We start from the raw sequence: 12,833 nt of genomic DNA, 5'->3' as shown, positions 1-12,833 counted from the left end.
ATTTTAAATTTAATTTTTCATTCCCGCTGGAAGGGTGCGACTAACTTTAGCAGGAGTAAGAATTCGCTCTCCCTCTCGATAGCCGACAAACCGAATATAAACTAATTCTCCTTCAGTTATATCCTCAACATCCGGCTGGTGCAACTGCGGATTGTAAGCAGTTTGTTCCCACGCAGAACCAATCGTTTCAAAATCCCAACTTGACAAGAGATTTTCTAAGGGAGTAAACAAAGCTGAGAGATTTTTGGCGGGCATATCCGGCTTGGCTTCTGCCATTTTGCGGGCGGCGGGATAGTTGGTTAACAAAGTTTGCAACTGTTCAAAGGTAGCGCGGCGAAAATCGGCAGTTAGTTGAGTTTTTTGCTGCTGCAATTCCGATCGCAGCCGGAAACACTGCTGCCTCAATTCTTCTATTTCGCTGGGCTCAGTTGAGATTGTAGCGGATATTGGCAGTGCGAGCAAAGTGCGATCGAACTCTTGGAAATTCAAATTCAGCACTGTTGCCAGCCGCCTCAGTTGGTCTAGCGTCAGTTTTCCCACGTCTCCCTGCCGCACTAAGCGCACCGCAAAGCGACTTAAGCCTGCTTTTTCGCCTAAATCTTGCCAATCGAGAATGTCTAGCTGATTCATGCGTTCCCGCAGAATTGTATCGTACTTAAACTCGATCGCATCTCCCGCCTCAGATGCAGCATAAAGGTAGACTAAAATGAGAAAAATGCCCCCGACAGCCAGCGCGAAGCTGAAGGCAGGCACTGTTGTTACATCAACTGTTGCACCGAGGAGCTCAAACATCTTTAACTCTTCTAAACTTGTTTTAAAGTCTGCGTTTGTTCAACGATCACATTTTCTTCGCCTTGGTAATATTCTGGCAGCAAGTCTTGAGATTCTACTTTGCCGAGGGCTTTTTCAATTCCGGCGGTGGTTTCGGTGCAACTAGAACCGGTGGCGTTGAGGACGGTTTCGGTAATTTTGCCGTCTTTGCCGATGCGGTATTCTATTTGGCGGTATTCTGCCATAATTCTTCCTCTTGGTTTAATGCTTGAGTGTTGACTGTTGAGTGTTGAGTTATATTATAGATTCTATTTACCAATTATTCTAATGAATTTTTGTAGCGACAATGCAACCGGGGTTTCGCCGGAGATTCTGGCTGCGATAGCAGCGGCTAATTCCGGTGCTGTGATGTCTTACGGAGATGATGAATATACACAGCGTTTGCAAGTTAAATTTTCGGATTTGTTCGAGACATCGGTGACTGTTTTTCCGGTTGCTACCGGTTCGGCTGCTAATGCTTTGGCCCTGGCGGTTGTTACTCCTCCTTACGGCGCTGTTTACTGTCACGCGGAATCTCATATTAATCTAGATGAATGCGGCGCGCCGGAGTTTTTTACAGGCGGTGCCAAGTTAGTTACAGTAACAGGAAATCATGGTAAAATAGAGCCAGAGACTTTAGGAAAAATACTCGATCGCGCTGGTGCAGGTATCGTCCATCACGTACAGCCTGCAGCCGTCAGCATCACTCAAGCAACGGAAGCCGGCACAGTCTACAATCCAGCAGAAATTTCGCACATTTCGGAAGTAGTTCGCGCTCACAATTTGCACCTGCACATGGATGGAGCTCGCTTTGCCAATGCTGTCGCCAGTCTTGGCTGTTCTCCTGCTGATGTCACTTGGCGCGCTGGTGTAGATATTCTATCGTTTGGAGCAACAAAAAACGGCGCGATGGCTGCGGAAGCTGTGGTATTTTTTAATCAAGAATTAGCAAAGACTTTCCCTTTTTACCGCAAGCGCAGCGGCCATCTTTTCTCGAAAATGCGGTTTTTATCGGCACAGTTGGAAGCGTATATAACGGATGATTTGTGGCTGAAAAATGCGGCTCATGCAAATAATATGGCAGCTAAGTTGGCGCAAGGGTTGGCAGGTGTTGAGGGAGCGAAGTTTTGCCATCGGGTTGAAGCAAACGAGATTTTTATTCAACTTCCCGAATCGATAATTACAGCGGTTTTAGCGGAGGGCTTTCTGTTTTATCGGTGGGATGAATGTACTGTTAGACTGGTAACGGCTTTTAATACTTTGGAAGCGGATGTTATTGCTTTGGTGGAAGCGGTTAAACGACATCAATGATTAAAATGTAGGGGCGGGTTTTACAAATAATACCGGCCAGCTATGAACAATCTAAGAAACCCGCACCCACCTAACAAATAATCCACATCAACCTTGATTTATATTAAATGCAAAAATAGGCGCGGCATTTCTCGTTGGGTGGGGGCGGGTTTGAGAGATTGTGTGTTATTTACAATTATTGTTTGTGAACCCGCCCCTACATTTTAAATGCGAAAAATAGGCGCAGGATTTTTCGTTTGATGGGGGCGGGTTCGAGAGATTGTTGGTTATTTACAATTATTGTTGGTGAAACCCGCGCCTACAATTTAATAGGTTCAGGAATAGGTTCTGCAACTGCGGCTAGTTCGGGTTCAACTTCTTCGAGGTGTGCTTCTAAAAGCGCCAGATTTCTCATGTTTGATTTATAAAAAGCATCGAAGATATCTCCGACTAAAGGTACTGAGCCAACAACGGCTTCTAGACCGATATTGTAAACCATTTTCCCTAGAGTTTTTTGGGGAATGTTGAATCGAGTTGCTAAATAAATTAGGTAGGCGGAAAACGCCGTATCTACGATATCCCCAGCACCCGGAACTAAACCGATAATGGGATCTAAACCAATGCGAAATTTAGTACCGGGGATGCCAATGGCGGTATCCATTAAGCGGCTGAGTTTGCGGATGCGGTTGAGGGTGGCGAGACGCTCTATTTTGTTCATATTATTATTGTTGAACTAGGCTTAAAATTTGAAATCTGTCGGAAGACGGAAAAAACCATCTAGAAACCGCTCATTTTCCATCTTCGCTAATATGCTGAATTCCCCATTCGTGCATGGCATTAATAATCGGTTTGAGACTTTCGCCCAAAGACGTTAGCGAATATTCAACTTTTGGCGGCACTTGCAGGTAAACTTCCCGATGCACGATCCCGTCTGATTCCATTTCCCGCAGTTGCTGCGTCAGCATCTTCTGAGTAATGCCGTTGACAGCTCGTTGCAGCTCGTTAAAGCGCTTCACTCCTGGAAACAACTCCCGCAGAATCAAGACTTTCCAGCGCCCGCCTATCACCTCTAGAGTGCGTTCTACAGGGCAATTTGCCCGATCGACCTTTACTTCTTGGACTTGCATAGTATCTTTTTGGTAAGTATCGCACTTTTAAGTGCGTACTATCCATAATAACTTGACTCGGTTTAAAATAAAAACATCACAGAAACACCCGATAAATTACACTGAGGATTCAGCAAATGATTACCATTAGAAAAAGTGAAGCAAGAGGACACGCTAATCACGGTTGGCTCGACAGTTACCACACATTTTCTTTTGCCGGCTATTACGATCCAAATTATATGAATTTTCGCTCTTTGCGGGTAATTAATGAGGATGTCGTTAGCCCCGGCAGAGGTTTCGGCACTCACGGACACAGCGACATGGAAATCATTACTTATGTATTAGAAGGAGCATTAGAACACAAGGACAGTTTGGGTACTGGTGCAGTGATTAAACCCGGTGAAGTGCAGCGGATGAGTGCAGGTACAGGTATCCAGCACAGCGAGTTCAATAACTCGCAAACAGACCCGGTTCATTTGCTGCAAATCTGGCTTTTACCCGATACAAAAGGCTTGCAGCCGAGTTACGAGCAGCGGGAGTTTCCTTTAGCAGAAAGGCGCGGAAAACTACGCTTAGTAGCGGCACGAGATGCGAGAGATGGTGCTGTCAAAGTGCATCAAGATGTGGATTTGTATGCGGCTGTTTTGGATAAAGACTCGCGGGTTTCTTATGCTTTGCAGCCGAATCGCCATGCTTGGGTGCAAGTTGCTCGCGGCTCGGTTGTGCTCAACGGTTTGACTTTACAAAATGGCGACGCTGCGGCGGTTAGCGGGGAGGCTGAGGTGGTGATTGAAGCTACGGAAGATGCTGAATTTTTGCTGTTTGATTTGGCATAGAATAGCATACGAAATCCCCGGCTTCTCCCAGAAGTCGGGGATTTGAAATTACTCGGCGGTTGAAACCGCTACTACAAAAACGAAGTCCGCCTTCGCGGACTAATAAATTAATCAGCCATCCAAGATTTTGTCCCAAAAATACCTGCTACAAGTTCGGGAATGCCAAAATCAACATCTAAGCTTTCCCAGTGCACGCTACTACCGGAAGGCGGCAGCCAAACATCAGCAAGTTGTTCTGGTGAAGCAGCTTCTAAGCCTTGTGCCAGCTTTGGCGGAAAAGAAAAAATAGCGCCGTTTTTCAGCTTGATAACTATTAAATCTTCCGACTGGTTATACTGCACTGATTCGGCGCGGGGTTCTGTAGCCTCAGCGTTTTTCCATGCTTGCTTGGCTTTTGCTATTTGATCTCGGAGATTTTCCTCAGTTAACTCTTTGTCCCAGTTTCTAAATACCATATATTTCTTGCCATCGGTTTTGTTAAGTTTGGATACTTGATTATTGCCGCATGGGATTGTGTTAAGCGGACTGTGAAGGACATGATACTTAATCATGGGTTACTACTTAGGAAATAAGTAAATAGGAGGAAGAAAGTAAATTTTATTTGTGATATTTTTGCTAAAGTTAAGTGTTTAGGATAAATTTTTATGCAACAAAACCCGATCGCCAGAAAGCATCTTATTGGGAGCCTGATCACTGGTTTAGCAGTTGGCGCACTCGCGGGCGCACCTATCGGCTGGATGGCTAATGGGGAATATTCCCAGCAGCGTTTTGCTAAACTTATCATTTGCCAACAACAAAATAGAGATCAGCCAGTTGCTATTGTTGAGGCTAGGTGCGGTTCCCGATTCTAAATTTTTCTGCTAGCCAGAGGGCTGTGTCAAATATTTTTAGGCTTGTGCGAATGTCGAAAGTTCGATCGCGCAAACACTCTTCCATTCTCAACCGTCAAGACGCCACAAACCGGATAACTTTTCCGTCAGTTGATATGTGGGTATGTTAAATTGACACAAAAATGAATTACAGCAGAACAATTCCGGCTATTTTGAGTGCTACGATCGCCCTGAGTTCGATCGCCCTCATCCCACTCACATCACCTCAAATCGCCCTCGCATTAACCGCCGACAAAGTTAAAACCGTTGCCCAACAAATTACTGTTCGCATCCAGGGGCCAAAAGGCGGTTCAGGAGTAATTTTAGAGAAGCAGGGCAGCACATACTATATTCTCACAAACTGGCACGTTGTCGATAAAGCTGGCGATTACGAGGTCGTAACTCCCGACGGCAAAGCTCACTCTGTATCATACAGCCTCGTGCGGCGAATGCCCGGTGCGGATTTGGCGATCGTGCCCTTCAGCAGCACTCAAAGCTACCCCCTGGCTCAATTAGCCAATTCCGCAGCAACTAAGGGAAACAAGGCTTATGTGGCGGGCTGGCCGATATCCGGCGGTTCTCTGAGACAGCCGATTTTCATCGCCACGGAAGGTCAGCTCACCGGCCGCCAAACTCCCTGGAACGGCTATACTTTGGTATACAACAACTTAGTGAGAGCGGGCATGAGTGGGGGCCCGGTGCTCGATGACGCGGGGCGAGTTGTCGCAATTAACGGCATTGTCAGGTTAGAGGACAACTCTGATAAAATCGTGGCGGCGGGAATAGAGATTAATACTTTCATGAAATGGCGATCGACTATTTCACTGCCAGTAGTTCCCCAATCTCCTACTGCCGGAAACCCGAAAACTCCGGCGAATAATGCGCTTCGCACGCCCGCAAGTGCGAGATCCTTTGCTGCCACAAATACTCTCAAAGGGCCTTCGGAAGTTGTTAGTTCCCTTGCCCTTGCTTCCGCTTATTTTACCACAGGAAATAGCAACGGCACAATCTCAGTTTGGAATTTTCCCAGCGGGCAATTAAAAACTACTCTGCAAGGACACACAGAAGCAGTAAATGCACTGGCAGCGAGTGCGGATGGCAAGGTTTTAGCTAGCGGTAGCGACGACAAAACTGTGAAAATTTGGAATTTAGAAACTGGCGCGGTTGTACGCACTTTAAGCGGGCATTCCAATGCTGTTTCGAGCGTTGCCGTTAGTCCTGACGGTCAATTTGTAGCCAGCGGTAGTTGGGACAAAACGATTAAGATTTGGAACGCTAAAACGGGGGAGTTGCTGCGGACTTTGACTGGGCATTCTGGGTTGGTGAATGCTGTTGCAATTAGTCCTGACAACAAAACTTTAGCTAGTGGCGGTAAAGACGGTTCAATTAGGTTGTGGAATTTAGTTACAGGTCAAGCAATTCGCACGATCAGTGGCAAAAACTTGGCTGTTTTGTCGCTAGCTTTTACTCCCGACGGCAAGAGTTTAGCTGCGGGAAATAGCAACGGTACAATCGGTTTGTGGAATGCCGGAAACGGGCAGTTAATTCGCCGTTTAAGCGGGCATACCGACGGAGTTTGGTCAGTGGCATTCAGTCGGGATGGCACTACGTTGGTTACTGGGAGTTGGGATAAGAGTGTGAGGCTTTGGGATGTGCGATCGGGCGAATTGAGAGGTAATTTGAGCGGGCATTCTGGCTATGTTAGTGCTGTGGCGATTAGCAGCGATGGGAAGACTATTGTTAGTGCGGGTTGGTTGGGGGAAATTAAGATTTGGAAACGGGGAAGTTGAGAGTGCGATCGAATGTGCTACGATTAAATGAGAGCGTCATTGAACAACACAAATAGTCACCCAAACAGTTTCGTCAAAAGGTGAAAAATGAGTACCTTAATAACTAAATTACCGACAGACACCTGGGTGGTAGCAACATGGGAAGAATTCATCGCGATGGCAGATGACCCAGCTTACAGTAAAGCCAAATGCTATTACCGCAACGGACAAATGAGGATTGAAACTATGTCAGTAGGGCCTGATCGTGCACAGGATAATGCGATCGCACTTTTCGCAATTAACCTATTTTGTACTATCAAAGGTATTTCTCTTAACGGATTGGATAACTGTAGCTACCGGAAAACAGGAGTGCGAGAGTGTCAACCGGATGTATCATACTATATTGGAGAAAGAGCGCAATTAGCACCGAGGGGAAGTTCGATCGCAAGTCTTGACGTTACCCCACCGCCAGATTTAGTCATAGAAGTTGCTGACTCAACTTTGGCTGATGATATTGGTGAAAAACGGTTGCTTTACGAAGAGTTAAAAGTTGCTGAATATTGGGTAGTAGACGTGCAGAAATCTCAAATTATTGCCTTTGCTATTATTGCTGATAATGGCAGTCGGCGGCTTGTGCGATCGGAAGTTTTGCCGGGATTAACTATTGCTGTGTTGGAAGAGGCTTTGCGGCGGAGTCGCACTGAAGATCAAGCACAGGTAGGGGCTTGGTTGTTGGCTCAATTTCAGCAGTAATCCAAATAGAAAGCGATCGCCCTCTCTGCAAAAAAGCGCGATTGTCCAACCTACTCGATCTTAACTCCCCAAGCTAAACTACTAAATCTTCGATCGAGAATTTCAATAAGTCGCACAGGGCTTTCATCTGTGCTGGGTATAGCTTGGGGACGTGTCTGTCGGTTTCCCAGTTGATTACTGTGGATTCCACCACATTACACGCTCTTGCCACTTGTATTCGAGTCAAACCTAGACTTTCACGTCTTTCTCTTAGCTTTTGCCCCAGCGTCATTATATGTCCCGTACTTAGTTCAGTTTATTCTATTTATTCAGTTGACTATATGTAGTTGGTGTCATAACCTAGAGATAGACACAAAGTCTAACAAAAGTCAAAAGCCAGTCCGCGCCCTAGACAAGCATTGAACTGGCTTTGGCTCCAACACTGAATGGAGACAAACTTAATTATGCCCTACAAACAGCGCCTTAACAGGTGGTTGGTTGTTCGCCTGCTTCCCAATATGCAGCGAATCACTGTGGCCCACTTTTTCAGGCATTCCGATGCTGACGGCTATCTGCGGATCGTCCGGCAGTTAATCCCCCATGCTCAATTTGTGATTGTTTTTAATGCCGATATCAACCTAGAAACAGCGCCTAACAACATCGAAGGCAGCTAGTAGAGGGTTCGGGTAGGCACGGACTCTACTGGTAGGGTGCGTCGGTTGGTAGCGATTCGATGTACATCGGCTAATCATTTCCCCGCGCCGCACCCTACTACCTAGCATTTTGCTTCAACTAGACAGCAGGAGTCCCGCGCTCTACCGCAGGGCGTGAGCGTCGGAAGGAATGCGCGTGAGTGAAGAGATCCACCCCTGACCAAAACCGACAATCTTTAGATGTTGTACGGGAAGGGGTGGTCGAAGAACGAACAGATTCCTGATCCTGCCCCTTGTTTTTACTATCTTCACGAGATACAATAATACCAAAGTTCGTGAAAATAATGTCCCAAGTAATCACCGCCAAGCTAAAACTAAAACTGACTGCCGAGCAAAAAGCTTTGGTGTCTCAGACTGCTTTAGCCTACCGAGATGCCTTGAATTACACTTCACAAGTTGCTTTTGATGCAGGCAAAACCAGCAATGGTGCTAAGTTACAGAAAGCGGTCTACAACGAATTGCGGGTTCGATTTGGGCTGGGAGCGCAAATGGCTTGCAATGTACCCAGACAAGTGTCTGGAACCTATAAGACTCTGTGGACTAAGGTAAAACAATCTAACGATGCTATTGCTAAAGGCTACACGAAGAGACGGTATAAAGGGCTAGACAAAGCCCCCAAATATATATCTCGAACTTGTACCCTAAATTATCAACGTGACTACTCTTTTAAAGCCGAGAGGCAAGTGAGTATCATCACTCTCCAAGGTCGAATAGTGGTCTCGTATGATGGTTACAATAAGCATTTAGATTTAATTGCTAATGGTGCCAGGATTGGAGCGGCTAAAATTGTCTATCAGCGTTCCTCCAAGATATACTATCTGATGGTAAGTATCGAAATAGAAACGCCTAAGATTGACCCACTGAAAATAACTAGAGTCTCTGGTGTTGACGTGGGTATGCGCTACTTAGCGGTGGAAATAGACTTGCAAAATAAGGCTAAATTCTACTCAGGGAAGAATGCTAGACATAAAGCTAACCGCTACCATAAAGCACGGATGACTCTTCAGCGTAAAGACACTCGTTCAGCGAAGCGAAGACTAATCGCTTTGTCTGGGAAAGAAAGACGGTTTATCGCTGATGTAAACCACCTGATCAGTAAGGATATTGCCAAACCTAACACCCTAATTGGACTAGAAAACCTCACCGGAATACGGGACAGGACTAGGAGGAAATCGGGCAGGAAGGCAAGCAAAAAGAGACGTAGAGCTAATCGAAATAAAGCTAAATGGTCTTATGCCGAATTGCACGGGTATATCGACTACAAAGCCAATCTAAATGGTTCGTTAGCAACTAAAGTTCCGGCTCATGACACATCGAAAAGTTGTCCTAAATGTGGACATAGTTCGGATGCTAATAGACCAAACAAAGGACTATTGTTTCGATGCGAATGTTGTAGTCATGAGTTACACGCTGATTTGGTTGGTGCGCGAAATATTGCAATGAGAGCGTTGCTTGTCCGGCAAGACTGGATGAGCACGGGGAGCTTGTCAGCATCCCCTGATGTATCGAGCGGTGAAACCAAAGCCCAAATCCTACAAAGGTTTTCGGAATTGCGGTGGAGTTCAGATACAAGCCCACATCATAGCGGTACTCCGCTTGATGCTGGGTAGTTGACAGTCCGATCGACCCTTATGATAGATTTGGTTCTTGCCAGACTACACTGGAAGACAAAATCAAATTAAAAATTTCGCCATAAATTCGATCGACCCGCCGATCGGGCGGGACTTTCCCCTTCGTGGAACAGGCGTCCCGCCTGTGGTTGGTAAAGTAAATCTAAAATCTCAAACCTAAAATCGCGTGACTTCTGACAAATGATTGAAGTAGATGCCTTGAGCAAAACTTACGGTTCGACCGCAGCGATCGCGGACGTGTCTTTTTCGGTCGAATCAGGAGAAATTCTCGGTTTTTTGGGGCCAAACGGCGCGGGCAAAACCACAACGATGCGGATTTTGTCGGGATATTTGCCGGCATCCAGCGGTACGGCCCGCATCGCCGGCATGGATGTTCACGAAAACTCGATGGCCGTCAGACAGCGCATCGGCTATCTGCCGGAAAACCCGCCGCTTTATCCAGAAATGACTGTGGAAGGGTTTCTGTTTTTTGTGGCCCGGATTAAGCAAGTACCTGCGGGCGATCGCGCACGACGAGTTACCTCCGCGATCGAACGCTGTGGCCTGGTTGATAAACGCAAAGTTTTAATCCGCAAGCTTTCTAAAGGATTTCGCCAGCGCGTCGGTATCGCCCAGGCGATCGTCCACGACCCCCCGGTAATTATCTTAGACGAACCAACCGTCGGCCTCGACCCCCGACAAATCATCGAAGTCCGCAATTTAATCAAAAGCCTTGGCGGCCAGCACACAATCATCCTTTCCACGCACATTCTGCCGGAAGTCAGCATGACTTGCAACCGCGTCACCATCATCAATCGCGGTAAAATCGTCGCTGCGGGTACTCCCGAAAATTTGATGGGAGAGTTGGCGGTGGGAGAGGGTTACGAAGTCGAAGTTGAAGGCGAGGCCGATTTGGTAAACAGTCTGCTGTTGCCTTCTTTGGAAAATTTGCGGGGAGTTCGATCGATCGAATTGATTCCAAGCAATCAATTTTTAGTGAGTCGCTACCGCCTGCGGGCATTGTGCGAACCCGACATAGAACCCGGACGAGAAATTGCCGCAGCTATCCTCGCATCTGGATTTGGACTGTGCGAAATGCGTCGCTCTCGCGCTACTCTGGAAGATGTGTTTTTAAGGCTGACAGCGGCTGAAAAGAAACCGGAAGAAAATCTGGTTCACACCGAACCAGAGGTCGATCGAAATCTCCAAGAATCAGCAGAAATTCAAGACTCGATCGCCGATTCTCATCAATCGGAATCGCAACCGATTGTCGAAAATTCGCTAGTTTCAGATAGGCAAGAGTCGATCGAGCATTCTCAACCAGAATCAGAACCAGTTGTCGAAAAAGTAGAGTCGATCGAGCATTCTCAACCAGAATCAGAACCAGTTGTCGAAAAAGTAGAGTCGATCGAGCATCCTCAACCAGAACCGATAGTCGAAAATCAGCCCGTTGTTTCAGAAACAGTAGAGTCGAACGAGCATCCTCAACCAGAACCGATTGTCCAAAATCTGCAAGTTGTAGAAACAGTAGAGTCGATCGAGCATCATCAACCAGAACCGATTGTCCAAAATCTAGAAGTTTCAGAAACAGTAGAGTCGAACGAGCATCCTCAACCAGAACCGATAGTCGAAAATCAGCCCGTTGTTTCAGAAACAGTAGAGTCGAACGAGCATACTCAACCAGAATCCGAACCAGTTGTAGAAACCGTACAGCCGATAAAAGGGAACAATCTCAGTTTGGGTGTCACAGGAACCAGATCATCTTACTCGCTACAGATATCTAAACAAGCAAGCAGGATGCTCACTTTTGTAAAAAACATTTTTTACAAAAGTGAGATACTCCCGATCGAACCTTCTCCACCAGCATCGGAACCAGTTGTAGAAACAGTAGAGTCGAACGAGCATCCTCAACCAGAACCGATAGTCGAAAATCTAGAAGTTTCAGAAACAGTAGAGTCGATCGAGCATTCTCAACCAGAACCGATAGTCGAAAATCTGCCCGTTGTTCCAGAAACAGTAGAGTCAATCGAGCATCATGAACGAGAATCCGAACCAGTTGTCGAAACAGTAGAGTCGAGCGACTATTCTCAACCAGAACCGATTGTCCAAAATCTGCAAGTTGTAGAAACAGTAGAGTCGAGCGACTATTCTCAACCAGAATCTGAACCAATTGCAGAAACAGCAGAGGAAATAAGCGATTTAGAACCTGGAATGCAACCAGTGGCAGATTTTCTGGAAACTGTAGAAAGACAAGAATCGATCGAGCATTCTCAACCAGAACCGATAGTCGAAAATCTACTCATTGTCGAAACACCAGAGTCGATCGAGCATTCTCAACCAGAACCGATAGTCGAAAATCTACTCATTGTCGAAACACCAGAGTCGATCGAGCCTTCTCAACCAGAACCGATTGTCCAAAATCTACTCATTGTAGAAACAGTAGAGTCGATCGAACTTTCTCAACCAGAACCGATTGTCGAAAATCTACTTATTGTAGAAACAGTAGAGTCGATCGAACTTTCTCAGCCAGAACCGGTTGTCGAAAATCTACTTATTGTAGAAACAGTAGAGTCGATCGAGCTTTCTCAGCCAGAACCGGTTGTCGAAAATCTCAAAGTTTCAGAAACACCAGAGTCGATCGAACTTTCTCAGCCAGAACCGGTTGTCGAAAATCTCAAAGTTTCAGAAACACCAGAGTCGATCGAGCTTTCTCAGCCAGAACCGGTTGTCGAAAATCTGCTGATTGTTCAAATGGTAGAGCCGATCGAGCTTTCTCAGCCAGAACCGGTTGTCGAAAATCTCAAAGTTTCAGAAACACCAGAGTCGATCGAACTTTCTCAACTAGAACCGATTGTCGAAAATCTGCTGATTGTTCAAATGGTAGAGCCGATCGAGCTTTCTCAGCCAGAACCCCAACCGATTTTAGATGCACCAAAGTCGATAGAGCTTTCTCAACCAGCACCAGAACCGATTTTAGATGCACCAAAGTCGATCGAACTTTCTCAGCCAGAACCGATTGTCGAAAATCTACTCATTGTAGAAACAGTAGAGTCGATCGAACTTTCTCCACTAGAACCTGAACCGATTGTAGAAACAGT

Annotated in this window: 12 protein-coding genes and 1 pseudogene; 7 read left to right on the top strand and 6 right to left on the bottom strand. The window is 46.2% G+C overall.

From position 1 onward, the window contains the following. Window positions 1-9: 9 nt before the first annotated feature. Entirely contained in the window at window positions 10-792 is a 783-nt protein-coding gene (locus QT987_RS20505) for an XRE family transcriptional regulator (RefSeq protein ID WP_333243607.1), read from the bottom strand. Between the two features lie 11 nt (window positions 793-803). Further along, window positions 804-1,016, bottom strand: coding sequence for a DUF2997 domain-containing protein (locus QT987_RS20500; protein WP_333243604.1), 213 nt, complete (start codon window positions 1,014-1,016; stop codon window positions 804-806). Window positions 1,017-1,098: 82 nt separating this feature from the next. Between QT987_RS20500 and QT987_RS20495 the strand changes: the two genes are divergently transcribed. After that, the gene (locus QT987_RS20495; RefSeq protein ID WP_333243601.1) at window positions 1,099-2,121 is read left to right on the top strand and encodes a low specificity L-threonine aldolase; all 1,023 of its coding nucleotides are present in this window, start codon (window positions 1,099-1,101) and stop codon (window positions 2,119-2,121) included. A gap of 298 nt (window positions 2,122-2,419) precedes the next feature. On the opposite strand, the gene QT987_RS20490 is transcribed toward QT987_RS20495, so the two are convergent. Continuing rightward, window positions 2,420-2,818 carry a DUF4112 domain-containing protein gene (locus tag QT987_RS20490; protein ID WP_333243598.1) on the bottom strand — a complete coding sequence of 133 codons (399 nt, stop codon included), beginning with the start codon at window positions 2,816-2,818 and terminating at the stop codon, window positions 2,420-2,422. Between the two features lie 70 nt (window positions 2,819-2,888). Next, a complete protein-coding gene (locus QT987_RS20485; protein ID WP_333243595.1) occupies window positions 2,889-3,227 on the bottom strand; it encodes a helix-turn-helix domain-containing protein in 339 nt (112 codons plus the stop codon). 116 nt (window positions 3,228-3,343) lie between these two features. Between QT987_RS20485 and QT987_RS20480 the strand changes: the two genes are divergently transcribed. Next, window positions 3,344-4,042 carry a pirin family protein gene (locus tag QT987_RS20480; RefSeq protein ID WP_333243592.1) on the top strand — a complete coding sequence of 233 codons (699 nt, stop codon included), beginning with the start codon at window positions 3,344-3,346 and terminating at the stop codon, window positions 4,040-4,042. A gap of 107 nt (window positions 4,043-4,149) precedes the next feature. Here QT987_RS20480 and QT987_RS20475 read toward each other — a convergent pair whose 3' ends face one another. After that, window positions 4,150-4,497 carry a DUF2442 domain-containing protein gene (locus QT987_RS20475; RefSeq protein WP_333243590.1) on the bottom strand — a complete coding sequence of 116 codons (348 nt, stop codon included), beginning with the start codon at window positions 4,495-4,497 and terminating at the stop codon, window positions 4,150-4,152. A 557-nt stretch (window positions 4,498-5,054) separates the two neighbouring features. On the opposite strand from QT987_RS20475, the gene QT987_RS20470 reads away from it, so the two are divergent. Continuing rightward, the gene (locus QT987_RS20470) at window positions 5,055-6,701 is read left to right on the top strand and encodes a WD40 domain-containing protein (protein ID WP_333243587.1); all 1,647 of its coding nucleotides are present in this window, start codon (window positions 5,055-5,057) and stop codon (window positions 6,699-6,701) included. Window positions 6,702-6,788: 87 nt separating this feature from the next. Then, the gene (locus QT987_RS20465) at window positions 6,789-7,433 is read left to right on the top strand and encodes a Uma2 family endonuclease (protein WP_333243584.1); all 645 of its coding nucleotides are present in this window, start codon (window positions 6,789-6,791) and stop codon (window positions 7,431-7,433) included. 73 nt (window positions 7,434-7,506) lie between these two features. Here QT987_RS20465 and QT987_RS20460 read toward each other — a convergent pair whose 3' ends face one another. Then, window positions 7,507-7,704 (bottom strand): helix-turn-helix transcriptional regulator, encoded by a 198-nt coding sequence (locus QT987_RS20460; RefSeq protein WP_332970604.1) that lies wholly within the window; start codon window positions 7,702-7,704, stop codon window positions 7,507-7,509. A gap of 154 nt (window positions 7,705-7,858) precedes the next feature. Between QT987_RS20460 and QT987_RS20455 the strand changes: the two genes are divergently transcribed. From QT987_RS20455 to QT987_RS20445, 3 genes and pseudogenes are all read left to right on the top strand, one after another. After that, complete coding sequence (locus QT987_RS20455; RefSeq protein ID WP_333243581.1) at window positions 7,859-8,086, top strand: hypothetical protein; 228 nt, start codon at window positions 7,859-7,861, stop codon at window positions 8,084-8,086. Between the two features lie 323 nt (window positions 8,087-8,409). After that, window positions 8,410-9,735, top strand: a complete 1,326-nt coding sequence (locus QT987_RS20450; protein WP_333243578.1) for a transposase — start codon at window positions 8,410-8,412, stop codon at window positions 9,733-9,735. 201 nt (window positions 9,736-9,936) lie between these two features. Further along, window positions 9,937-10,641 (top strand): annotated as a pseudogene (locus QT987_RS20445) (ABC transporter ATP-binding protein); the annotation flags it as partial. Window positions 10,642-12,833: the final 2,192 nt, after the last annotated feature.

This window comes from Microcoleus sp. SVA1B4 (assembly GCF_036700545.1).
Lineage (GTDB): Bacteria > Cyanobacteriota > Cyanobacteriia > Cyanobacteriales > Microcoleaceae > Microcoleus.
This window is presented reverse-complemented; position numbering and strand designations above follow the sequence as displayed.